The following is a 24,150-nucleotide window of genomic DNA, read 5'->3' as shown; positions in this document are numbered from 1 at the left end:
GAATGGTTGGAAAAAAGAAAGATAGGGATTACGGATCTGATTGGAATAATGACTTTGACGATTTCTTCGATGACTGGGGATTTGATTTCGATCGCTTCGAAGAGAGAATGAAGAGAATCTGGGGTAAATTACTTAAAGATCCAGATGTCAAAACATACGGGCCATATGTTTATGGATTTACTTATAAAGTTGGACCCGACGGAAAGCCTCAGTTTGAGGAATTTGGCAACTTGCCTGAATCTAAACCTTCACGCTACTTCCCGGTGACAGAAAAAGACGTTAGGGAACCCATAACAGACATGAACGAGGATCAGAACAAGGTTTACATCACTTATGAACTTCCAGGAATATCAAAGGAAAACATTGACCTCAAAGTATTTGACAGAAATGTCACACTCGAAGTAAAGGAAGGGCCGAGAAAATACTTCAAAAGCATTGACTTTGATTACGATCTGAAAACGGACGGCACTGTTGCAAAGTTTACAAACGGGATTCTTGATGTTACCATAGAAAAGGCCAGGAAACCTGATGCAACTGGAAATAAAATAAACATACAGTGAATAAATTATGACAGACTCAAGCCTGGACGAATTTGTGAGCGCTATACTCAATAACACTAGAAGGGAGATACTAAGGTGTCTCACTCTAGATGAATCTTATGCGCTCCGGATCAGCCGATTGGTTGGCATATCCCAGCAAGCCGTCATAAAACAGCTCGATCTTCTGGAGAGAGCTAACCTCATTGAGTCTGTAGGAACCTTTCCTAGCGAACTAGGAGCTTCTCGCAAAATATACAGGCCTCGCGGATTCTCCACCCTTGTCGCTGATTATTCCAGAAATTTTATAGACATAAGGAAATATGAAATTCCCGTTGAGAACAAAAAGGAAGAGATCAAAGAAAGATCCGATCTTCGGGAATTCCTTTCTAGTTTAATTGAAATTAACTCCGATATTGAAAATCTCATGACGGAGAGAAGCAGGCTTATAGCCAAGAAGGACCATATCCTGGCAAATTTGCATGACTTTATTGTTGTCTCGGTAAATGATCGTTTCGCAAGAGAATTACTGTTGGATTACGTAGACACATTAGATTATAAGACCGTATCAGAAGAAAATAGTGTTCCTGAAGATTACGTACGATCGCTAGTAAAGACTTACTTGAGTTGATTTACTGTCTTTGAAAATGCCTTTACAAACCTATCTTCCGTATCATCTAACTTTGAAGGTATTATGAGCACAGTGGGCGAGGTCTCATCTCTATAATCAAGCAGGTTTCGCACGCAGTCAAAGATTATTCTTTCGCCAGGCTGTGAAATGTTAGAAAGAACACATATCATGCTGTCTTCGTTTACAGCCCCTATGTTGTAAGTTTCCTCCAGAGTCATAAGTCCACGCACTGCTTCTTCAGGGTACATTGTTTTACCCTCCTTCAGGTCAAGGAGAACTAAAGTATGAAAACCAAGTTCTAGATTCCTTTTTATCTTTAATAAAATACTTTTGGGAAGAAATTTCTCGCTCAGGAATGGCAATGAAACCGGCGGGGCCATCTTGTACAACAAAAAACCGGCCTTTGCAGGCGCCGTAGTGACAATCGAGGCATTCTCCACTAATTCTACATCTATCCCATTATTCAGGGCCGAAAGGCGTAACTGGTTATGAGTGGTGGCTGACAGTGGATCCCCGACAACAAGAACGCATATATCATGTTTCCTAGCAAAAGACAGAATTTTTTCTTCGCCTTCAACGTCATCGCGCTTAACGGGCTCTGCTTCAATCCCATAGCGATCCTTCAATGATGAAATGAGGTCTTCAGGGGAGACTGAGGTGTAATTTTCAACGTAGACCTTATCAGCCTTTAGGATGATATCTAACTCTTCTATCGTGATGCTCTTTATTCCCCTCAGGCCAGTCCCAAGCAAATGTAACATATCAACTGCTTAAGAGATCTTCCTCTATTCTGACAAGTTCATTAAGCTTGGCAAGCCTCTCGCCACCGATTGTCCCGGTCTTGATAAATTTGGAGGAAAACGCTACTGCCAGATGTGCAATAAAGTCGTCTGTTGTTTCCCCACTCCTATGTGATACGGTGGTTTCCATACCAGCATCAGAAGCCACCTTTACGGCTTCTGCTGTTTTGCTAAGGGTCCCTATTTGGTTAACTTTTATAAGAACACAATTTGTGGAATGCAATTTTGCACCCTTCATAATCCTATCTGGGTTGGTCGTATAAAGATCATCACCAACAATAAGACTCTTTGATCCGACACCCTTAGTAATTTCGGCAAATCCCTCGAAATCCGTTTCATCAAGTGGATCTTCAATATAGTAGAATCCGAATTCCTTCGAAAATGACCTGGCGAAATCTATCTGCTCGTCCCGACTCTTTACGCCTTTTTTGTATACGTATTTTCCTTTTTCGTAGAATGATGACGCCGCAAAATCCGTCCCGAGAAGAACTGGCCTCTTGAATTCGGATGATATTTCTTTTGCTGCACTTTTTACTATCTCTACGGCTTCAAGATCGCTTACGTTTGCTGTCCATGCCTTTTCGTCTCCCAATCCAATGCTTTCTTTAGGAAATTTTTCAGAAAGGAGCTCACCTATTCTATGGTGGACTCGAGCATTTATTAGCATCGACTCGAAAAAGTCCTTGCCCTGACCTGACACAAGAAATTCCTGGATCGTTGTTCCGTTCTTAGAATGTTTTCCACCGCCTATGACGTTACCCATGGGTCTGGGTAGACTATCCGAGAATGCCCCACCTACATATCGGTACATCGGCATTCCAAGTAGATAAGAGGCCGTCTTTGCACAGGCTATTGATATTGCCGTCGCAAGGTTGCCACCGGCATTGGCAAAATTTTTTGTTCCGTCTACTTCCATTAAGGTTGTATCTATAAGCCTCTGATCAAAAATGTTCAACCCAAGCAACTTTGAAGCAAGTTTCTTTTGCAAAAATTCTAATGACGAATCTGGTCCACCCTTAGGGAATGAAGCTACCTCTGTCTTACCGGTACTCGCGCCGGAAGGGGCCGAGCACATTCCAGTAAGCCCACCAGCGGATACTTCAACCTCAACCGTAATGGTTCCTCGCGAGTCAAGAACTTTTCTTGCCTTAATTTCGTCAATATGTACTTCCATCATAAAACATAAGCGAATAAGATAACTTAAATGTTACCAGCTTTTTCCGATTCCGGTCAAAATATATTTCTATCTTATGCGACGGGGAGATTGGCACTTTCTCACACTATAACAGAATTCAAAGAATTAAGTTATCTCTTTCATTTTCAAATATTTTAATAACGTCATCATGTGCCAGATTGAATTTTGGTATTGGCTTCCTTATTGCCTCACTTGCAACTATGTCCCCAATTACTGCTGCATTAGTGTAATCAAAATTCTCATTTAAACCCATGTAGAAACCCGCCCTGAATGCGTCGCCAGCGCCTATTGTATCATAAACGTCCGAAACTTTCCTGGAACGTACTCTGGTAACTCTATCTCTGCTACGGATCTCAACGCCTTCTGTCCCTTTTGTTATTATGAACACTTTGCCGAGATCGAAAAGTTCCTCCTTCTCAACACCAGTGATCGATGTTACCATTTCGAGTTCATGGGAATTCAGGAACGTGATATCCGATACTTTGATAAAATCCAGTATTATTCTATTTGTATAGCGATAGGAAATTTCCTGACCAGGATCGAAGACTTTTACGTTTCCATGTGAATTCTTGAGAATGTCAAGATAATCCTCCGGTGGGCCTGTTCCAAAGTGCAGATACTGGAAGCTGTTCCAATCCTCGTTCAGCCCCTTCGTGAACGGAATGCTCATGGGTCCTTGATTTACATAGTACACCTGTTCCTCCCCATCCGAAACGGAGTAACACACAGGCCCGAATGAATCTTCATGAACAACTATGTCCGTAAGATCTACTTTTAACTCCTTCAAATACCGAAGAAAATCGGAATGGGATCTCCTTGAGACTGCAGAAACAGATACAAACGGTATTCCCAGATGAGCAGCTACAATAGAAAAATTACCAGCAGTGCCCCCGAATGCCTCATTTTCAGAAATTACGTTCACAGATCCCTTCTTAGGCAAGAAGGGAACACGTATAGTAACATCAATATTGAAATGACCAAAAAATGCCAGAAATCTCTTTTTCATCGGTTCATGATAACTTTTGAGTAAAAAATGATTCCTTATAGCCCTAGTTTTAACTGTACTTTAAGCATTGAAAAAAAAACGTCTCTGTCGGAATCGACGTCATCGTACGCAATTTTTGGATCAGCAACAAAATCAAAAATCTCAGAATGTAAAGAAAGAAAGTTGTTGAAACCATCGGGAAAATCGTGTACAATATACCCCTCTTTTGTTGTTGGAGATATGCCGGATTTTGCTATGGCCCTTGAAATCTGACTTTCACCAGAGACTAGCATCAGGAACACAGATTCGGGTTTCAAGATTTTTTTGGATTCCTCAAAAATCCTCAATGAGCGAGAATAGGCTTCTTGTACTTGTTTATGCGTTCTGATAGAATGAGCATCAACCAGAACAAAAAAGCTGCCATTTTTGGTAGGAATTGAAGAGATTATATCGTTAATTTGGTCCTGATTCAATAATCTCTTTAAAGAAAAGAAAACAATATTAGGCAACGTTTGATCCAGCGACACCGCCTTTCCCGGAAACAATCTTCTTGACGTTAAGGAAGTTTCGGACGCTTGACAGGAAATTATTCTTCTCCGGTGTCTCGGTAAGTGCATTTTCCCACACATCGCTAATAGTGGAAACAGGTATGATTTCTATCTTATCGACATGCAGCTGATCCAGAACTATATCGTTGAAGTTAGCAGCAGGAACAATTACTTTCTTCATGCCAGCCTCTATTGCTGCTTCGACTTTTGCAGTCACACCGCCTACCGGAAGAACGGCTCCACGAACACTTAGTGAACCGGTCATAGCAACGCTTTGATCGATAGGGATGTTTTCTATCGCAGATATCACAGCTGTTGCAATTGATACACTAGCAGAGTCCCCTTCTACGCCCTCATACGTTCCAATAAACTGTATGTGAATATCCAAATCCGATATGTCTTTTCCACTAAGTTTCTTGAAAACAGCAGAAACGTTTTGAACAGCTTCTTTTGCAATTTCACCCAGTTTCCCGGTTGCAACAACGACACCATTACCCTTGTGTTGAGCAGGAGTTACTTCCGCTACTATTGGCATAACTATGCCAGTGTAATCCGCCATACCTGAGTTAGCGCCAACTACAGCGAGGCCGTTTACCATTCCCACGTATGCGCCTTCACTTCTGAAAGTCTGGTACGTCTTCCTCATTTCAATGGATCTATCAGCTACCTGCTGTTCTAGGGGTTTGCTGAGTGCTTTTGCTCTGAGAACATGATTTGCAGTAACTATATCTGCCTTTTCGCTGACCGCTATGTCTCCGGCTACGCGAATAAGACCGCCAAGTTCTCTCAGTCTTAGTGTAAGTTTGCCTCTTCTTCCAGCTCTTTTCTGAGCTTCTTTCATGATCTCAGTTACTGCAGAGGCGTCAAACTGCGGAATCTTCTTGTCTTTTACGATTTCCTGTGCTATGAATTGAACCAATTTGTGCCTATTTTCCTCGTTGTCGTCCATAGTGTCATTTACATATATTTCGTAACCATATCCCCTTATCCTTGACCTAAGAGCCGGGTGAATGCCCTGAATTGCGTCAAGATTTCCTGCAGCCACTAATACGAAATCGCAAGGGACAGGTTCTGTTTGTACCATAGCTCCAGCACTTCTTTCACTCTGACCCGATATCGAATATTTCTTTTCCTGCATCGCTGTTAGCAGTGCCTGCTGGCTTTCTATACGAAGCAGGTTCATTTCGTCGACGAATAGCACGCCCTTGTTAGCCTTGTGAATGTTTCCCGCCTCCACTCTCTCGTGCGCAGGGGTCTCAAGACCACCGGACTGGAATGGATCGTGTCTTACATCCCCAAGAAGTGCTCCAGAATGTGCACCCGTAGAATCAACGAACGGTGGCTTATCATTTGGATTATGAGAAACAATGACTTTTGGCACCATAGCCTTTTCCATTCTTATTGCAGGAGTCATTGCGAACATGAAATAGAGCATTATAGCGATCATTACGGCAAAAAGAAGAACAAGTATATCGTCGTGAAATAGAATCGTTCCGATTATCCCGAGGAATATAATAGTAATGGCTATGAAAAGTATACTTCTCGATCGATCCTTCTTTTCTCTTTCAGCCTTTATCTGATACTGCCTTACGATTTCTCTACCTTTTCCTGCAGGCAAGGTCTTGACCTTGGGACGGTTGGAATCCTCTGGATTCGGAAATACAAGTATATCTTCGAGTTCATCCTTAGGAAGAAAATCCACCATGGATTGTGCTAACATTGATTTACCTGTTCCGGGATCTCCAATTAACAACACGTGCCTCTTTTGAAGTGCGGCTTTTTTAACAACTTCCCTAGCCTCATCTTGACCGATAACCTGATCGAATAACAACTTCGGAACCTGGATGTCTTTTGTAGAAGCCAGATTTAACTTCTTTACCCAGGAGCCCACATCTTCGGTTGAGTTTTCCACGTATCTCCCATTTAATATGACTAATTAAGTTTTTCTTTAACAGATATTGTATTATTACCAGCAATAATAATTTTTACGTATTACTTTGTGCCGTTCATATTGGTGACATCCTCCCCCAGCTAACGCAGGGGGCTTCCTATTTCAACGATACATGGCTAATGCCTTCACGAATCAGGCATCCCGCGAGAGATATCTCCATAGGCGTAACTTCCCCCGCTGTCCGTGGGTACCCCTATCTGTATGAGGCCAAATTTCTTTATGTTTATTGCGGCATTCAGATCACGGTCGATGATGGGATCGCATTCATTGCAGTGATATGTGCGATCTGATAGTTTCAGATCATGCTTTATGTTCCCGCACTTTGAACACATCTTCGATGAAGGATCGAATCTTCCGATCTCTATTATGTTCTTCCCTCTTAACATTGCCTTGGTTTTGAGCATTATCATGAAAGAGGACCATCCTGCATCAGATATGCTCCTTGCAAGATTATGATTCTTCATCATTCCGGTTACATTCAGATCTTCCATTATTACGGCGTCGTATGCATTGAACATCCGCATCCGAGAGTTTGTTGTGGAAATCGATTCTCTGATTCGATATATGTTCCTGTGTCTTTGCAACTTTTATCCTTGCCTTATTGCGATTCTTTGATCCTTTTTGCTTTCTGGATAGCCTCTTCTGTAACAAGACAAGTTTTTTTTCTGATTTTTTGAGATTCTTTGGTTTGTGAATTTTAATTCCGTCCGAAGCAGTGGAAAATGACTTGATGCCCACATCGATACCAATAGACGTGACTACTTCAATCTCTACAGGTTCAGGTATTCTTTCCCCCTCCCAGCAAGTATTGAAACATAATGTTTTTCTGATGGTGTCTTTGTCACGGTGAAACTCCTCATCTCGCCTTCAATGTTCCTGCGCATGAAGAAACACAATGGAGTCTTGAACTTCAGGATCGATAGATGGTTGTCATTGATGGAGAAATGCTGAGGGACTGTGAATGAACCTCCAGCTTTCTTTTTCTTGAAATTAGGATAAGTAGCAATATTTCTGAAGAATCTACTATATGCCATGTCAAGATTTTGAAGCACTACCTGAAGACTCTGCGAATTGACATCACTCAGCCATTCATTCTTCTTTTCAATGAAGGGAGAAGGGACTGCATGCTCTTGCAACTCATCCTCTTTCCTGTTTCCACATACTGTCTATTCCGAAGATCAAGGAAATGGCCCCGAACAAAGCGGCATGAACCGAAGTGCTTTTTCAGAAGAATCTTTTATTCTTTATTAGGGTACATTCGGAATCTGTAAGCGTTGAACATGCTGTTTAAGTAATTACATGTGACTGCTTATATATTTTGCTTGTTATTTCATTGACATAGCTTTTCGCTCGCTTTCATCCCCTATCTTGCGAAAGGGAAATTCTCGCTCGCAAGTGTTAAATATTGTAGTAGCTCATAAAATTGGCAATAGAAACTTAAAAACCGCTATTGACGCAACGATGCTGGATGGGATCGTAAGAATAATGGAATATTTCGCAGCTTTGAGCGATCTGAAAACAGAATCTATTAGTCTCTGATACGCATTCTCGTCACCCATTCTAACTCTAGCTGCAACAGTACTTGCGCCAATTTTAACATCATCGATATTACCTTTAGCTAGCCTCACTGATTTAACAATTAGCTTGACTACCGTATTGATTTCGCTGCTCTTTCCTAGTGGATTTGAATCAAGATTATTTGCGTTTAATGCATGGTTATCTGTGGTATATATCTCTAGGTCCGCAATTTCATTTTTTAGGATGTCTCGTGCTGCCTCTACAACTTCTCTCAGGATGTTGTTGGAATCCGTAAGGGTAATGGCATAAAATCTGCCGTTACTCTCAGTAACAAGGCTTTGAATTCCCATTGTCCCCAGATCAGGTAATGGCTCATTTATGCGATAATAACCTAAACGAGCTGGCGAATCAGCGGACAGTATTCCGAGCTCTTCCACAAAAGCCTGGCCCATCCCTTCGCAGTTATCAAGTTCCTGACCCTTTTCTACAAAGAAATTTTGCCCATCGATGAGAGCAAATTGTTTAACTGCTTTGCTTTCAACATGCTTTATCACGCTTAGTCCTTCGTTCAATTTTATATCATCAAATGAGGTCTGTTCAGGTATTATTGCTCCGAAAGCAAAATTGCCAAATTTCTGAATCCCCAGAGAGAAGTTGTTGTACTCAAATCTTCTGAATGGAGAGATCGTCGTTGTGTAACTCATTTTCTTGAGGGACTTCTTTACACTTCTTGCAATAGCATCAAGGTCTTCTTCTCCAGCACAATTGTTACTGTTTGTTGTTGTTGTGTGAAAAACCATGAGATCGGCCTGGATTTCGTGAAGTTTTGTTTGCAATCTTATAGGAAGATCACTTGATCCTAATTTACCAAACGGACCCGGGTGAACGTAGGGGAAAACCATGGTTACGAGACGGCCACCATCTTTCTTAATTACGTCAATTGTCTTCACGGGCACTGATCTCGTATTCGTGTACAACTTGGAAAAAAAGTTAATTCCTGTGTTCATATATTTATGGTTGTTATTATAATTTAAAAACAGATTTATTATCTTTGTTGCGCTTTCACCGTACTCTTTTGAAAATTTATGCGTTGTAGTTTTTATGAAAATTATGCCAGCGACAATATATATTATTGAAGAAATTATTGCTGGAATAAGGACATACCAGCTGTGATAGATGATTGTCAGAACTATCATTGATGAAAATGTGTAGTTGAGTGTAGGTATCGTTAACTTTGAAACCTTATCCGAATAATATATGGCGAGGATTAGGACGCGAAGAAGAGCTGCGGAGGATATAGACAGAAGTAGGATAACTTCCAGATTCTGAAATATGCGAGAATAGTAGAGTATCCAGAAGAAAGCAGATGAAATAAGAAAAGCCAAAAAATCTAGGTACATAATCCTACGAAACGGGAAATATGTACGGCTAATTCTAATAAAAAATACATCGAATAATATTAACAAAGCATATGATCCAAGAATGCCGAATAGTATAAAAATAACGTTTCTAATAAGCAAATAATCTACTACCAAAATAACAGACACCAGGATCAAGAGCTGCCACCATTTTGGTGAGCGCTTGATCATTTTGCTCAGATCTGAGAATCCTTTTACCTTAGTTTTGCTTCTAACCAATGAAGTGTGTATTGCTAACTCACATTATATCTTTTTCTATACCCTTCTATTCCATACGATGCGATTATTTATCACAACTTAGGAGGTTGGCATCATGTCATTTATTTTTAAAGTTCTTCAATGTTGTATACAAATAAATCAATAAAGAAACAGAGATTATTTGGTAGGATGGGGTTATGAATGCACTCAAGATTTTGGTCTCGCGTAATTCCAGAACTTTCTTTGGGGATATCCCAACGTAGGTTGCCAGTTGCTCGATCCATAAGATTAGCATATGGGCATACATGTGCCCAGTTCCTTATACGGGCAGTTGTATTTTATCTCCGAAGTTTTACCAATTTGAATGTGCCATATCCATATAGCACTCTTACGTAACTCGGGATGGTAAAATCAAAGTTGCCGATGTCTATATAGAGATAATTGATACCATTAAGTTTTTCTGGTGAAGAAACAACAATGAAATTTTCAAAACCTATTTTTTTTATCACTCTCGCTGATAATTGTTTGTTTCCTCGCCCAATGAGAAAACCCTGACCTCCAAGTGGGGAAATGACGATTTTAGTGGGATCGGCTTCAGCTTCATAAATTTCCTTTTCGGATAGATCTCTTGCTACGATTTTACCATTTTTAATAAGATCGAAACCGAATGTAGTTCCATCATCGCCATATAATTTTTTTATTTCAAGGCATGTAGAACCTGGACCCACGATATAATTGACATCCTGCTTTATTATTTCTTCTATATATTCAACTATGTCCATAATATTACTATCTGGATATTCCCCTTTACATGCCGTAACGATCATAGGAGAAGAAGGTATTTTTAACTGACCATACAAGGACATAACAAGATTTCCTGCAGAGTACTTATTTTCATCAACATATATTACGTCCCCGCTAACGATTGTCCCTTCGTCTTGGGAAAGAAGCGATCTTAACACAGAAACAGCATCTTCTACGGATATCGAGAACACTGAACTAAACATCTTAGTTCCTGCTGGGACACCGAGGACTGGTATATCCACTCTCGCATCGACAAGATCCTTTGCTGTCCCGTCCCCCCCAAAGAAAACAAGGATGTCTATGGGATAATCCCCAAGCGCACAAACAAAGTTCTGAGTATCAGCCCTAGATGTAATCTCAGGGGCATTATAGATAACATGAAAATTTTCCAATGGTTTCTTGTTAAATGCCTTTGCACCCATGTTTCCGCTTGCAGTGTAATAGGTTACGTTTGTTTCAGGTATCAGGTCAAGGAATCTTTCAGCCAGGCTTAAAGATACAGACTCAGGGCAATCTTTGAGAGAGAGACCATCGGATCCCTTCATGTTAAAAAATTGGCCGCATCCTGCAATGGGATTCACCAAAAATCCAACATTTTTCTTGCTCATTTGACCACTTGGATTTTTTCATAGGTCCCACTGAAAGTAGAGTTAAATGCGACAATGTACCAATAATCTGGCACAGTCAGCGGTTCTACCCTAAATGTGTAACTGCTCGAAGGGCTAATGTTAAGGTTAAGTGAGAGTACTTGAAAACCAGAACTAATCATCGCAGATGAACTGCTTTTGTTCGACGGAAAGAATAGAAACGATAGATTTTGCCCACCAATACTCATAATCCTTATGGATGAATTTTGAATGTAGCTTGTAACCACGAATGGCTGGACCTGCTTATTGGATAAGGAAACACTGATAACCCTATTCGGGATATTTGTGAATTCAACGGCAGACGTAACATTGATCTTAAGGATCCTAACACTGGTTGAACTTTGAGCTGAACCGGATTTTACGATAATCGTGTAGTTGGAGAAACCGTAGGATAAATTCTTACCGGTAAATATGGTGACTTGGTAGAACGATTGCTTTCCTGGAAGGACAGAATCCGATATTCCGGAAATGTCGTACTTTACAGTCGGAGTGACACCAAACGAGGGAAATACTGTCACGGCGCCAGTATTATTGAGGCTAAGGTTAAAATTTATCTCCTGTTGACTGTTATTGTAGATCAGGATATCTGAGTCTGGAACGGATAGATGAAACGTATTGTATGGAACGTGCAAGGGTAATGGAGCTATCCCAATCACTAGCACAATGAACGCTATCACTGTCAAAGATTTTCCGCTTATTGACAAGTGACTCAGATTATTCAATGGTTGGGGCCCCTTTGCACCAAACAAAAGTGCAAAAACCGCCAGAACGAGAACTGGTGGATACAGGATAGCAAAACCCACTATTACCACAACAGAGACGTAGGACAATATGTAAGAATTTTTTCCGAAGATTCCTGATGAAATTAAGCCACCATCGAGGAATCCAAGCGGTAAAGCGTTATATGCAGTTATTATCAGACCAACAAAGCCCGCAAAACCTATAGGGGTGAGAGAACTCGATACCGGGAGACCAGCAAAGAGAAACATTTGTGAAATGAGTGAGCTACCGATACTGCTTGTTGAGTGTGAAATGGAATAAAAATGCAGGGAACTGATGGTAAAAAGTGCACCAAATATATAGAAGAACATGGAAATGAACAATCCAAAAATGAGTGAATAAGCACCTGTCTCGATCATAACTTTTCTGTTTTTGAATGAATCGCTTCTTGAATTAAGGGATCCCATTGTCCCCATTCCGAGAGGATTCGGGATGAACACAGGGAATTGATATCTCATACCATTCTTATGAAGTGCGACAAACCTGCCAATCTCCCTACTTCCAAGTATTGCTATAATAGGTATTGTGTAAAGAATGAGTGAGTATCCTAGGATCGCTGGAAAATTTGATCCTCCAATGAACACAGAAACGTAAGTGTAACCTACATAGATTATACTAAGAATCGTGGCCCCCACAAGAGCAAACTTAATTGTGGACTCCGATTTTCTTTTTGGTGACTTATCCAAAATAACTATCGAATCTGGATCTCCCTTGACAGTGAATGCAATGAATCCCATTCTTTCAACTGCATTGGACAAATTATCGAATACGCTGTCCGGGTAGGAATCGAGATGATCGATGCTGACAGTTAGTGTCTTTCCGTCATAACTTTTGTCCACGCACTTATATTTCGAACATACTAACTTCTCAATTTGTTCAGATTCCGTCTTATCCATTGGCTATGAGACCTCAATCAATCTAAATCGAAAACCTTCCTTATTAACGTTTCATTAATCGATTCTTGACTCTTAACGATAGAGTTGTTGTTGGATCCTGATACTTCTCCACCGATACGTGACCTGAGAATATTTGCCATTTTGTTACAATCTATTGCGCCACTGGATATGATTGTCGTTTCATAAACATCCCCTGTTCTCCTGCTTATGATTGAAAATGGATGGAGTTTGAAAATGGCCGAAACAAGTAGCTTGTAGTCTCGATCTTCGAGGTCATGAGATATGAATATCCCTTCAAGTTCATTAATACGGATCTTGGTTGCGGAGGAGATAAGAGTTTCTATGAATTTTCTTTCGTTTTTCGTTTGCTCCTTTTTATAGCGTATATTTTCGTCAACAATTCTCAAAAATGAATCTTTAAGGCCCTCGGGACTTGGCTTGATCTTGCCTTCCACGGCCTTGATTGTGAAATATTGGTCCTCAACGAAATCAAGAGCCGCAAAGCCAGCCGAGAATATAATACGCTGTATACCTTCCTGGACTGTCTCGGTTTTTATAATTTTAAGAAAACCCAATTCTCCTGTTGATGCAACATGTGTTCCTCCGCACCCCTCTACATCGACCCCCTCGATTTCCACAACCCTAATTTCCTTTCCATCGGGAACACCACCCTGAAAAAGACGGAACCCGAAGGTGCCAATGGCCTTGTTCCACTCAATGTTTCTAACTCTTACTTTTCTGTTTTCGGTTATAAACTTCAGGCAAGTTTGCTCAATTTTCCTTATCTCATCATCTGAGATCTTCGCATAATGTGTTATATCAAGTCTTGAGTGCTCAGTTCCCTTCTGCACACTGCTCTGCCACACATGATTTCCGAGGACCATCCTGCAAACACCAAGCAATAGGTGCGTCGCGGAGTGATGAACCATGAGCCTTCTCCTTCTCCAGAAATCAACGTGCCCAGAAATGCGTGTACCAAGCGGAATAGGCGACGAGAGCCTGTGAACAATACTGCGATTGAATTTTTCCGCCTTTAACATATCCACCTTTTTATTTCCTAAGGCAAAATAGCCAGTGTCAGTTGGCTGTCCACCACCTTCGGGGTAGAAAGCGGTTTGATTTGTGATTATATTATTTCCCTCAGAATAAAGAACTACGGCTGTAAATTCCGATATTGATGCGTCATCGTAATAAAGAGGCCTGGTATGTATATCTGGAAAGTGTTCAACTTCACCTTTCGAAACGACGCCCTGATCGTGTATAGAGACGACTAGTTTACTGAAATCACCTGGGATCTCAATATTTTTTCCAAATTTTTCTCTCACTATCTCTGTCGATTGTTCTGGAGTTATCCCGAACGAATCATACAGGAGTACGAGATCATCTGGTGCAAGAGTATCGCTCTTTCTGAACACACGCTCGACAATGCCTACAGCTCGACTTTTAAGATCGTTGTATTTTGCCTTCTCCATAGGCATTATGGTATTGAGAAATTCCGAAGGAAAGTTCGGGATTACATCCTGCATATTTGTGCTGTGCCTGATTATTAGATCTGACAGATCGACATTTATGCCAAGGTCGTCGATCATTCTTAGACTCCTTCTTATGAGAAGGCGAGAAAGATACCCTACCTTCACATTTGAGGGAATGACATAATCCGAAAAGAGAAACATGAGTGATTTAGAATGATCAGCAAGTGTGAAGAGAGACCGGGCCTTATCGAACAATTCTTCCAACCTTTTCATGTCAACGTCTTTCTTTTCACGCCTAATTCTGCCAAGTGTGTTTTCCAGCAACTCACTCTTATCAAAGGGTTCGAGTAAGGCAGCTTCCATTGAAAAAACAGATAGAATCTCATTATCTATCTCTCGATCATCTAGGAGCCCTAGAAGAAGGTCTATGACATCAGGCATAACGGCATGATAAACTGTAGGAGTTCCCTGAGATAACCAAACAAGACGTTCAAGCCCATACCCTGTGTCGACAATTTCCATATCCATTTTCGAGTAATTCTTTCCTTCGATCTCTACGGGTCCATTTGGATCTTCCTTCAGATCCATGAAAACGAGCGTGGCAACTTCCAGACCGGAAACAAAAACCTCAAAGGCGTTTCCTCCGTTTCCACCACCAGACCAAGGCTTTTCCTTGAACGTAATAAGGCTCGAATCTACGCCTAATCCCAGAGTCAGGAAATCATAACAGTACTTTGTTGTCTCTTCCTTCCAGTACACTTTTTTATCCGGGTAGTTGAATGCATCGTGACATAGCATTTCAAAGCTGGTAAGATGCCTGCCCGTAGCTCCTACAAGATCAGTATCATTCATTCTTATGGACGGTTGTGACATTACCAATGGGTTTCCGGGAGGCTTAACTCTCCCAGAGGTTACATGAGGCTGGAAGTCGTAAATTGATGCGTTTACCAGGAGAACATCGTCACGCCATCTTGGCACAACGGGATAAGGTTTAATGAACGTGTGGGTATTCGAGAAAAAACCAGTGAACGCATCCCTCATCTCCTTCAGAGAATACTGCTTGTTCACAGGACTATTCCCGATAAAGGAATATGAATCGCACGGAGGATCTCCACATGTTACCCTATTTTTGTCTTTAGTCCAGAAATATTTCCCACATTTTACACATTTTTTCTTAATGAACTTTTCCGACTTGAAAAATTCAAGATCAAGATTTCCATTTTCGCTACCAACCACATCATTCACCCTAAACTAAAGCTTAACTTAATCATTTACCTTTGCACAAGTCAGTATAAGGTAGTCTTTCTTTATCTCCATGGCATCAAGATCGAAATTTATTATTTCGAGCTCAGACGCGCTGACCGATCTCAGGAGTTTCTGTATCCCGATACCGGCTTCACTGTCTACAGAAACGGGACTAAGCCATTCTCCAAAAGGAATTGACCTTCTTACAAGTTGAGATTCTAAGACTTTGAATCCGTGATTCTTCACCATATCATCCCACTCGGAAAATCTTAATGCAGCGACGTGCGAAGGATCTCTCATGGTTTCTATTCTGTTAAACAGGTTCAGAGTATCATTTTCGGGTCGAACAAAGTCGACCAGGCCAAACTTCCCTCCAACCTTCAAAACACGGCGAACTTCATCCAAAAACATACTCTTATCTTTAAAATGATGGGCTGCCCGACGACATGACACGAGATCAAATGTTTCATTGCCAAAAGGGAGGTGCTCTACGGACCCCAGTACAAATTCAATATTACTAAGCCCGAGATTATAAGCTGATTTGATTGCTGAGTCGAGCATCTCCTGCGTGCCATCAAGCCCGTATACCATACGTGCTATCTTCGCAATTTCAATTGCGGTATTACCGGTTCCTGTTGCAAGATCTAGCCCGACAGAATCACCGGACACATTAAGAGCCTCCAGAAGCATTGACAAATCCTCCCCCGATCTATGGGACTTGCTCTTAGTATAGTAGTCCACATTTTTGGAAAAAAAATCATGATAATCAGTCATTTTTGAGCATTATAATGATGCATAATATACTATTGTCTCCTTCACTGTTGAAATCGGGTTGAACAGACCTTTAAACCGATCACCTAATTCTCTGCATAAAGACAAAATAGTTGGCCTTAGAATACGGGCGAAGATCGATTATGTCCAAAATCTTGAAATGCGGTATCATGCGTAAATTTGTTTCCAGGATTTCATGTTCCTTCCCCTTGCTTGAAATTGCATTGATCTTTAATATGAGGATCGCACTATTTACCCCTGGGAAAGCATTAACGTTTTCATTGAATATTTGAACTTGGTTTCTTTGGGAAATGTCCTGATACATAACGTTGACGTTGTCCACAAAAAATTTGTACCTTTCCGGAGAATTTGCATCATCCAGGATTGGGTATATATTTCTTCTCTGCTCAGCCAGGAATAGTAATTTTGAAAATGGTTCAATTGCCTTTTCTACTGCGTAAATTTTTCCAGTTATAGATATGTCCGAAATATGGCTTACCGTCGTACCGGACGAGGCGCCAAGATAAAGAATCTTACTGTCGCTAGTAAAAGGAAGATGCGAAAAACCTTTTATCAGTGCTGCAGCAAGTTTACTCCTTTTAGGATTCCATTCCCTGGCATATTTTCCCCCGCTGTGGACAACGTTTTCTCCGTAAACTGGCTTACTATAGTCACTAATAGTGAATGCCTTGCCCTTTGACACACTATATCTTACAGATTTATCATTCAATAGAGGTGGAACAGAATATAAGTTAAAAAAACTATGTATAGTTATGCTGATGAGAACTTTTTCGAACCACGATGAAATTCGCAAAACTTTAATCTGTCATAGTATTTGTGAATGATCGATATGTATTGTGAAATGTGTGGGCGCAATGTTCCAAAATTAACTAAGATACGCATAGAGGATGCGGAACTGAATGTGTGTGATAACTGCCTGAAATTCGGAAAGCCTGTTGTGGAGCATTCAAGCACTAAGCCACACTATCAGGAAGATATTCCTGCAGTGACTATCCCGGTGAAAAAACGCGCGTATCCAGTTCCAAAACCTAATACGAAAATGAGGGTTAAAGATGACATAGAATCACTTGAACCGGTCCCTGATTTCCATTTACTCGTCAGAGAAGCCAGGTCTAGAATGGGCTTGACTCAGGAACAGCTGGCTGAAAAAGTACTTGAAAAGAAAAACATCATTTCATCTATAGAGAGAGGAGGTTATATTCCTGAGATTCGGACATTGCGAAAACTTGAAAAATTCCTGAAAATTCAGTTGGTGGAAAAAATTGAATAGTAATATATCTGGATGGATTATATCTGATTTTAGAACAATTGTCTGATTTCACTAGTGAAAAACTAAATATAATGTCCCAGGTTACGTAGATAGGTAAATAATTTGAGGATAGAAGTAGGGCAGAAGTTTGATTTCGAGATAGACAGGGAGGATATAGAGGACGAAGATTGCAATACAATCATAGCTACCTGGTACCATGACGGGAACCCTATCTTTGTTGAACTTTATCCAACAAAGTCACTATTGTCTGAACTCAAGAAATTCTTTAATACAACATCCGAAAGAACTGCGCTTGTTTCTATAACTCGAGTCTCAAAGTCAAAGTACATGGTAAGACCTACGGTTGTAGTGCTGAATCATCGCCCAAACCGCCTGAATGAACTTAGATAACATAAAAGATAGTTACAGTCCTATTCGAAAGCTGTTTTTAAAGAGTGGAATACAATTGTATAGATAATTTTAAATTTTATAAACTCATTTACAACTGATGAAGAATAAAGATCAAAACAATAAATCAGAAGGAGATTTTTTCCCGAAAAAGATTATTGTGGCTTTCGATGGATCAGTGCCATCCAAAAGGGCGTTCAAAACTGCGCTCTCTATAGCCAATAAGTACGGGTCAGAGATTACGGTTGTACATGCCGTTGCTTTTCCGATAGGTGGTTACGGTACGGGAGAAGCTTATTTTGATTGGGATGAGTACTATTCACTCGCTAAGAAAAATGTATTAAAGGTTCTCAATCCATTGATTAAAGAGGCAAAAGCCGAGGAGGAGGATGTGAAAAGCGTTTTTACCAGTGGAACTACCTCAGTTGCTGAGTCTTTGCTTGAAGAGGCAAATAAATTAAAACCGGACCTCATAGTTATGGGTTCCAGGGGACTTGGAGGGTTCAAGAGCTTATTGCTTGGTAGTGTCTCTAATGCCGTTGTCGCACATTCAGATTGCCCAGTATTAATAGTAAAATGAATATTATCTTTTTTTTATTTTACTAACGATCAGGCGCGAAAATCACGCTTTAGGGAGATTTTTACCTGGTCAAGAACAAGGGCAAAGCCGAAAGTTATGCCGAGCGCTATGAGTACGTATATGTAAGGCAATGGGCTCACGAGAATTCCAAAGACCGAGAGAAGCGATATTGCTATTATATCGAGTATACTTGCTGTCATCAGAAAAGTACTTGGCCTAGAGGACCACATACGTCCCCTCTCCCGTACCACATATACGGTTAATTGACCGCTGAATACTAGCATGTCAAATATGAAAGTGTGTATTTCTAACTGCGTCATTCTAAAGTACAGCGCTACCCATAGCGTGAAAAACGATTCTACAAGGACGGCTACTGACAGTATTAGAGAGGACCTGATTAGGCTTCGCGCGCTCCATTTTTCTGGGTGCATTGAATACCTTGCATTGTCGGTTGCTATTGACATTGTAACAAAATCATTAGCAAACAGCAGAAGGACTATATCAAACGGTGTTGTAACAAAAAAACGAACCACAAAAAATGAAAGTGTAAGAAATATTGCAACCTGAATTGTCTTAACGATCTTGTTTATGGTATAGGTTAGCATTCTTTGGAATATCCGTCGTCCCACTTTTATTGCGTTTACAATGTCACTAAGACCCTCATGGGTAAGAACCATGCTGGCAGATGCCTTGGCTACATCCGTAGCATTGGATACAGCTATCCCTACTTCAGCTTGCTTGAGTGCCGGAGCGTCATTGACTCCATCACCAGTCATTCCAACATAATGTTTCCCCTTTTGGAGATCCCTCACGATTAATATCTTATCTTCTGGAAAAACCTCTGCAAAGACATCACTGTTTATTATTTTGGAAACCTCGGATTCCGAACTAGCTAATCCCTTCAATTCATCGATACTACATACACGCCCGCCAATACCTACTTCCGTGCCGATCTCATTAGCTATGGCAGAATTATCTCCCGTTACCATTTTTGGAACAACGTTAAGATTCTTTATTTCTTGTATGAATGCTTTGCTATCTTTTCTTGGTGGGTCGTACAAAGGAAGGAGCCCTACAAGATCGCACTTTTTGCCATCTCCTATCTTACCTATTGCAATTACCCTGAAACCTTTTTTCGAGAGTTTATCTATTTCCCGGTGATATGCATCTACGTTGGTAAAGGTTGCAATGCCGGCAATGATCTGAGGAGCGCCTTTCATGACACTTATTGTCTGATCTGAGAACTTGATTGTAGCTTCGGTTCTCTTAGTTTTAGGATCAAATGGCACGAATTCTTCCACACTGAATTCAGGCATAGCCACATTAGACTTTTTAAAAGCTTCAATAACGGCAAGATCTATTGGATCCTGGCTAGATTCACTTGAGGCCAGGTATGCGTACTTCAACACATCCGAATCCTTGTATACGCCGTAAGGTATAGGTATTCCTGCAGTCAGCTTATTTTCCGTGATTGTCCCGGTCTTGTCCAGATTCAGGACATCCATTGACGCGACGTCCTCAGCAGAAACCAGTCTTGTTACAAGGATTCCATTTCCAGATAATTCCCTAGCACCAAGAGCCATCGCAATAGTAAATGTTGCTGGTAGCGCAACGGGAATAGATACAATTAAAACTATCAAAGCAAATGGAATTACCGATGAATAACTTATGCCCATTAAAAGGGAAAATACAACAAGAATAGCGACAAGAGCAACATCAATAGCGATGAGGTACTTGACTATGTTCAGTATGAGTTTCTCAAGATGAGATTCGGATCCGGCAGCTTTTACCAACTCCGTTGTCTTTCCAAAGAATGTTTTTGAGCCTGTTGCAACAATGATTCCTGTTGACTCGCCATTTTTCACCAATGAACCGGAGTATGCCATATTGCTCTTCCCGTAGTCCACAGCAATAGACTCTCCAGTCAGAGCAGACTGATCAACTAGTACATGTCCATCAATGATCTTGATGTCTGCAGGAATTATGTCTCCAGACCTTATATGGATTATGTCCCCTGGGACAAGAGCGCTAGCTTCAATAATACTCCAGGATCCATCACGCCGAACCCGGGCTTTGACATTTAATCTCTGCTTTAATAGTTCTACAGCGTTTTCGGCTCTCTTTTCTTGAGTGAACGCGATAATACCGTTAAAAACAAGGAGAAACGCAATAATGTACATATCTAGGAATTTATCTAAAATATAGGTCAGAATGATAGCTACCTCAAGCATCCAAGGAACTGGCGCCCAGAATTTTTTTAAAAACGCGAATACTGGATTCTTTTTTTTCTCCGACACTTCGTTTTTTCCGTACTCCGTAATTCTTTTTCCGGCTTCAGCGCTGGATAAACCATCAGCACTTGAAGATAATTTGGCTAAAGTTTCACCTATTGTTAATTTCTTGAACTCGCTATCTTCAGCCATTGATTTGGGTATTGCACCAAATTATTAGAAACTACCCCATTATTTACTATAGTCCTAATCTCCAGTCAATATTAATCAAAGATGCTCGTAAGTGAATTTGACTAATCCGAATGAACCGTTGCCAACAACAGCTGTCAGTCTATAATATTCTCAGTTAAATACTGTTTATGCATACTTAGAGAAATTCAATTACCTTGAAACGACAAAGCTATGGACTTTCGCCTTTGTCTTTACTTTTTTTATCTTGTCCCCATTTGCTTAGAGCGTATCGCAGCCTCTAGATTACTGGTAGATTGAGTTACTTGCTCTTTCTCTGCATCAGATTCGCACATGGGATCATTGAGGAATTTTTTAGCCAAGTCTATGTGATTCATTGCCTCTTCAAGATTATTTTTTTGAAGGTATATATTGGCTAGGGTTAGTTCGGATCTTGCCGCATCAAGAATTCTTTCTGGATTGCGATAAGTAGTGTCTGAATCTATCCTTGATTCTATATGAACTATGTCCTCATTTTGGGTTGTCGCACCGCTGTTCGTGACTTGATTTTTCTGATCTCGTATATAGCGTGATCTCATCGTAGAACTGATTATCATCGAAAGTACGAACACGATTATTATGCCTATAAACATATCCTCGCCAGAAACAACGCCAATAAAATACAATAAATAGAGAACACCATATCCGGCTATCAATATGATCAATGACATATACCTTTGAAGAGGAGGCATAGGCTTTATGTTCGCAATATTAGGATTGGCCTTATAGTAGCGCACATAGTTAATGAGACGACTTGTTTCCCGCGTCTGTGGGCATGTTGGATCTTGAAGTGTTTTTTCTGCCTCACCCATCATTTCATCTGATTTTGGAACATTCCCTATCTGCCTATAGAGCTGTGACAGTTGAAGCTCAATTTTTGCTATCGTTATGCAGCTAGTGCCGTCTTGACTCTTCCCCTTTTCGTTTTCTAATGCAGCCTCTAACTGCGTGATCTTTTCTTCAATTGTAGCCAAATAATTCAGCTCCCTTATCTCTGCCTTATCAACGATACTAAAAAGAGTATGGCAATTTACCTTAAATAGATTTTAGATCATTACACTCGTAAAAATTACACAGAAACTATTGTCGATTCCTTCGTCTCCCTTAGGCCATCCCATGACATTATTGCTCTTGTAGAATACTTAAAGCCTCATTGAACTCTGTTTAAAAAATCCGAATCTACAATTTAAATAGGCGCGATTACCATCTCAAATGAGCGGAAATGCCTTTTAAGGGGAGAACGGGACAGCAAAGGTGAATAAAACCTTCATTTTTTACATTTTTGCTTGCCCCAAACATTAGGTCAATTTCACCAATCTTACCCATGCTTATTATTTCTGCCAACAATATCGCTCGCATCCATGCTTAAAAATTATTTCATGATAGCAATAAGGGATGGACGAGTTCCGCCAATATATCTATACTTTGTGATAGTTTCAATGGGATTCGCATACTGCTACGAAAAAGCAGGCGTGTTTAATCTTCTTTTTTATCTTGTAGCCTTTGTATCGTATGGATTTCTCCTTGTTTCCATAAATCTATTTGACGATTATTTCGATTATAAAAATGGGATAGACAGACCGGATAGTCCGAACACTTCGTACAGAAATCATCCAATATTTTATTATCGACTGAAACCAAACCGACTCCTGAAACTTGCCGTGGTTTCAACCGTTCTTTCTTTCCTGATCTTTTTTGTGCTCTCTGTGGTTGAAGACAACTACACGATGATCCTGTTTGAGGTCGCAGGAATATGTATTGCGTACGGTTATACAGGTCCACTGTTCGAATTTAAGTACAGAGCTCTTGGGGAGATCGTACTGATGCTATCATTCATTCTAATATTCAATTCAATTGTTTTCTTCCAAATTGAAAAAGTTTCATTGAATTCTATACTTTTGTCTACGCCATTTTCAGTTCTTCTTTTCGTATTATTGTATATCGGAAATTTCAGAGATATTGAAAATGATAGAGGGAAAATCAGGACTATTGCAGTTTTACTTGGAAAAAAGAATAGCATTATTCTTATGGAAGTTGTCTCCAGCATAGCTGTAGTAGTTATCGTACTATTTGCGGTTTTTAAAATAGTAGGCCCAATTTTTCTGATCACGCTAGCCACATTCCCATTTCTAATGTTGTTCTTTCATAAAATTGGAAGCATGCCGGCTAAGGATATAGAAAACTATTATGGTAAGATAATCTCACTTTATGGCATCTTATTTATTGTTTCTTGCTTAATCTGACTACATTATGTTTGTGCTGAACTACACAAACGCAAAAGAATAGATCAGGAGGTGTCTTGAAGATACTAATGCCACCTTGAATAGGTTTTAAAAAAAATAATTGTAATTCGGATTTAACAAGCGATAATGATAACTTAATTACAACTGTGTTGCATAACTCCCCTGTATAGTGAAATACAGGGGAGTGATTGGCTTGTATGACACCAAAACCAATCACTGCTGTAGGTAATAGAAGAACAAGAAGGTATTGGATCGGTTCAAACAGAAGGTTTGACAGGTATAACAGATCCCTTGTAAACAGGATCGAGGACCTGATTGATCCGTCATTTCTAATGAACTGGAAGGAACTCCTGGAAGATAACAATAGAGGAAAGAAAGGGCATCCTTACAAGACCCCAAATGCATTCATAACATTCCTTGCCAAGCTGAGGGCAGTATACAACGTACCTTTCAGATCACTTGAGGGAATTGCCAGAGTATTTGCAAGGATCACCGGCATTGCAATCGTTTCCTATACAAGCATATTCAGAAGGATAAGGAAGATTGCTCCAAGAATTCATGATCTCCCGATGAAGCCTGTGGACTGTGCCATTGATTCCACAGGATTCAAGATCACCATCAGGGGAGATTATCTTGGATCAAAATGGAACAGAAGGAGAAGGGGATTGATGTGCTCCCTTTATTATTTGTACAGTTTACAGTTATAAGAGAGATAATATACTACGATATAGATATAAGGGGGAGTCCAGAGGGGGTTTTTTGAAACTCCTGCACACTCCCAGGAATATGGTGATC

At 40.4% G+C, this 24,150-nt stretch carries 21 protein-coding genes and 1 pseudogene; 7 read left to right on the top strand and 15 right to left on the bottom strand.

Annotated elements, in window-relative coordinates:
- The first annotated feature begins 2 nt into the window (after positions 1–2).
- Positions 3–560: an Hsp20/alpha crystallin family protein gene (locus LVQ96_06945; protein ID MCW6170891.1), complete on the top strand. Its 558-nt coding sequence runs from the start codon at positions 3–5 to the stop codon at positions 558–560.
- 7 nt (positions 561–567) lie between these two features.
- Positions 568–1,167: a helix-turn-helix domain-containing protein gene (locus tag LVQ96_06940; GenBank protein MCW6170890.1), complete on the top strand. Its 600-nt coding sequence runs from the start codon at positions 568–570 to the stop codon at positions 1,165–1,167.
- On the opposite strand, the gene dph5 is transcribed toward LVQ96_06940, so the two are convergent.
- From dph5 to LVQ96_06875, 13 genes are all read right to left on the bottom strand, one after another.
- Positions 1,155–1,928 carry a diphthine synthase gene (dph5, locus tag LVQ96_06935; GenBank protein MCW6170889.1) on the bottom strand — a complete coding sequence of 258 codons (774 nt, stop codon included), beginning with the start codon at positions 1,926–1,928 and terminating at the stop codon, positions 1,155–1,157. The genes LVQ96_06940 and dph5 overlap by 13 nt on opposite strands.
- 1 nt (position 1,929) lies before the next feature.
- Positions 1,930–3,144 carry an enolase gene (locus tag LVQ96_06930; GenBank protein MCW6170888.1) on the bottom strand — a complete coding sequence of 405 codons (1,215 nt, stop codon included), beginning with the start codon at positions 3,142–3,144 and terminating at the stop codon, positions 1,930–1,932.
- A gap of 115 nt (positions 3,145–3,259) precedes the next feature.
- Positions 3,260–4,168 carry a carbohydrate kinase family protein gene (locus LVQ96_06925; protein MCW6170887.1) on the bottom strand — a complete coding sequence of 303 codons (909 nt, stop codon included), beginning with the start codon at positions 4,166–4,168 and terminating at the stop codon, positions 3,260–3,262.
- Positions 4,169–4,203: 35 nt separating this feature from the next.
- Entirely contained in the window at positions 4,204–4,764 is a 561-nt protein-coding gene (locus LVQ96_06920; protein ID MCW6170886.1) for a hypothetical protein, read from the bottom strand.
- Complete coding sequence (gene lonB / locus LVQ96_06915) at positions 4,649–6,607, bottom strand: ATP-dependent protease LonB (protein ID MCW6170885.1); 1,959 nt, start codon at positions 6,605–6,607, stop codon at positions 4,649–4,651. Before lonB ends, LVQ96_06920 begins: the two co-directional genes overlap by 116 nt.
- Positions 6,608–6,771: 164 nt before the next feature.
- A complete protein-coding gene (locus LVQ96_06910; protein MCW6170884.1) occupies positions 6,772–7,164 on the bottom strand; it encodes a transposase in 393 nt (130 codons plus the stop codon).
- A 252-nt stretch (positions 7,165–7,416) separates the two neighbouring features.
- Positions 7,417–7,782, bottom strand: a complete 366-nt coding sequence (locus LVQ96_06905; GenBank protein MCW6170883.1) for a hypothetical protein — start codon at positions 7,780–7,782, stop codon at positions 7,417–7,419.
- Positions 7,783–8,061: 279 nt separating this feature from the next.
- On the bottom strand, positions 8,062–9,801 hold the full coding sequence (locus LVQ96_06900) for a DUF2070 family protein (protein ID MCW6170882.1): 1,740 nt from the start codon (positions 9,799–9,801) through the stop codon (positions 8,062–8,064).
- Positions 9,802–10,118: 317 nt separating this feature from the next.
- Positions 10,119–11,192 carry an ATP-NAD kinase family protein gene (locus tag LVQ96_06895; GenBank protein ID MCW6170881.1) on the bottom strand — a complete coding sequence of 358 codons (1,074 nt, stop codon included), beginning with the start codon at positions 11,190–11,192 and terminating at the stop codon, positions 10,119–10,121.
- Complete coding sequence (locus LVQ96_06890; GenBank protein MCW6170880.1) at positions 11,189–12,907, bottom strand: hypothetical protein; 1,719 nt, start codon at positions 12,905–12,907, stop codon at positions 11,189–11,191. Before LVQ96_06890 ends, LVQ96_06895 begins: the two co-directional genes overlap by 4 nt.
- 17 nt (positions 12,908–12,924) lie before the next feature.
- Entirely contained in the window at positions 12,925–15,615 is a 2,691-nt protein-coding gene (gene alaS, locus LVQ96_06885) for an alanine--tRNA ligase (protein ID MCW6170879.1), read from the bottom strand.
- A gap of 27 nt (positions 15,616–15,642) precedes the next feature.
- On the bottom strand, positions 15,643–16,398 hold the full coding sequence (locus LVQ96_06880) for a methyltransferase domain-containing protein (protein ID MCW6170878.1): 756 nt from the start codon (positions 16,396–16,398) through the stop codon (positions 15,643–15,645).
- A gap of 79 nt (positions 16,399–16,477) precedes the next feature.
- Positions 16,478–17,125, bottom strand: a complete 648-nt coding sequence (locus LVQ96_06875) for a fibrillarin-like rRNA/tRNA 2'-O-methyltransferase (protein ID MCW6170877.1) — start codon at positions 17,123–17,125, stop codon at positions 16,478–16,480.
- Between the two features lie 120 nt (positions 17,126–17,245).
- Between LVQ96_06875 and LVQ96_06870 the strand changes: the two genes are divergently transcribed.
- From LVQ96_06870 to LVQ96_06860, 3 genes are all read left to right on the top strand, one after another.
- Complete coding sequence (locus LVQ96_06870) at positions 17,246–17,686, top strand: multiprotein bridging factor aMBF1 (protein MCW6170876.1); 441 nt, start codon at positions 17,246–17,248, stop codon at positions 17,684–17,686.
- 102 nt (positions 17,687–17,788) lie between these two features.
- Positions 17,789–18,076, top strand: coding sequence for a hypothetical protein (locus LVQ96_06865; GenBank protein MCW6170875.1), 288 nt, complete (start codon positions 17,789–17,791; stop codon positions 18,074–18,076).
- A gap of 97 nt (positions 18,077–18,173) precedes the next feature.
- The gene (locus LVQ96_06860) at positions 18,174–18,653 is read left to right on the top strand and encodes a universal stress protein (protein ID MCW6170874.1); all 480 of its coding nucleotides are present in this window, start codon (positions 18,174–18,176) and stop codon (positions 18,651–18,653) included.
- Between the two features lie 29 nt (positions 18,654–18,682).
- On the opposite strand, the gene LVQ96_06855 is transcribed toward LVQ96_06860, so the two are convergent.
- Entirely contained in the window at positions 18,683–21,076 is a 2,394-nt protein-coding gene (locus tag LVQ96_06855; GenBank protein ID MCW6170873.1) for a plasma-membrane proton-efflux P-type ATPase, read from the bottom strand.
- Positions 21,077–21,315: 239 nt separating this feature from the next.
- Positions 21,316–22,086, bottom strand: coding sequence for a hypothetical protein (locus tag LVQ96_06850; protein ID MCW6170872.1), 771 nt, complete (start codon positions 22,084–22,086; stop codon positions 21,316–21,318).
- 387 nt (positions 22,087–22,473) lie between these two features.
- Between LVQ96_06850 and LVQ96_06845 the strand changes: the two genes are divergently transcribed.
- Together LVQ96_06845 and LVQ96_06840 are read left to right on the top strand one after the other, a co-directional pair.
- A complete protein-coding gene (locus tag LVQ96_06845; protein ID MCW6170871.1) occupies positions 22,474–23,355 on the top strand; it encodes a prenyltransferase in 882 nt (293 codons plus the stop codon).
- A gap of 197 nt (positions 23,356–23,552) precedes the next feature.
- Positions 23,553–24,020, top strand: a pseudogene (locus LVQ96_06840) (transposase).
- Positions 24,021–24,150: the final 130 nt, after the last annotated feature.

Source organism: Thermoplasmatales archaeon, from assembly GCA_026127925.1.
Classification (GTDB): domain Archaea; phylum Thermoplasmatota; class Thermoplasmata; order Thermoplasmatales; family Thermoplasmataceae; genus JAKAYB01.
The sequence above is the reverse complement of the archived record's forward strand: the minus strand, read 5'-3'. Positions and strand labels throughout refer to the sequence as shown.

Excerpts from the sequence above, each read along its gene's own strand:
- LVQ96_06945 (MCW6170891.1), top strand. The coding sequence starts at position 3 with ATGGTTGGAAAAAAGAAAGATAGGGATTACGGATCTGATTGGAATAAT.
- LVQ96_06940 (MCW6170890.1), top strand. The coding sequence starts at position 568 with ATGACAGACTCAAGCCTGGACGAATTTGTGAGCGCTATACTCAATAAC.
- dph5 (MCW6170889.1), bottom strand. The coding sequence starts at position 1,928 with ATGTTACATTTGCTTGGGACTGGCCTGAGGGGAATAAAGAGCATCACG.
- LVQ96_06930 (MCW6170888.1), bottom strand. The coding sequence starts at position 3,144 with ATGATGGAAGTACATATTGACGAAATTAAGGCAAGAAAAGTTCTTGAC.
- LVQ96_06925 (MCW6170887.1), bottom strand. The coding sequence starts at position 4,168 with ATGAAAAAGAGATTTCTGGCATTTTTTGGTCATTTCAATATTGATGTT.
- LVQ96_06920 (MCW6170886.1), bottom strand. The coding sequence starts at position 4,764 with ATGCACTTACCGAGACACCGGAGAAGAATAATTTCCTGTCAAGCGTCC.
- LVQ96_06910 (MCW6170884.1), bottom strand. The coding sequence starts at position 7,164 with ATGTTCAATGCATACGACGCCGTAATAATGGAAGATCTGAATGTAACC.
- LVQ96_06895 (MCW6170881.1), bottom strand. The coding sequence starts at position 11,192 with ATGAGCAAGAAAAATGTTGGATTTTTGGTGAATCCCATTGCAGGATGC.
- LVQ96_06890 (MCW6170880.1), bottom strand. The coding sequence starts at position 12,907 with ATGGATAAGACGGAATCTGAACAAATTGAGAAGTTAGTATGTTCGAAA.
- LVQ96_06880 (MCW6170878.1), bottom strand. The coding sequence starts at position 16,398 with ATGACTGATTATCATGATTTTTTTTCCAAAAATGTGGACTACTATACT.
- LVQ96_06870 (MCW6170876.1), top strand. The coding sequence starts at position 17,246 with ATGTATTGTGAAATGTGTGGGCGCAATGTTCCAAAATTAACTAAGATA.
- LVQ96_06860 (MCW6170874.1), top strand. The coding sequence starts at position 18,174 with ATGAAGAATAAAGATCAAAACAATAAATCAGAAGGAGATTTTTTCCCG.
- LVQ96_06855 (MCW6170873.1), bottom strand. The coding sequence starts at position 21,076 with ATGGCTGAAGATAGCGAGTTCAAGAAATTAACAATAGGTGAAACTTTA.
- LVQ96_06845 (MCW6170871.1), top strand. The coding sequence starts at position 22,474 with ATGCTTAAAAATTATTTCATGATAGCAATAAGGGATGGACGAGTTCCG.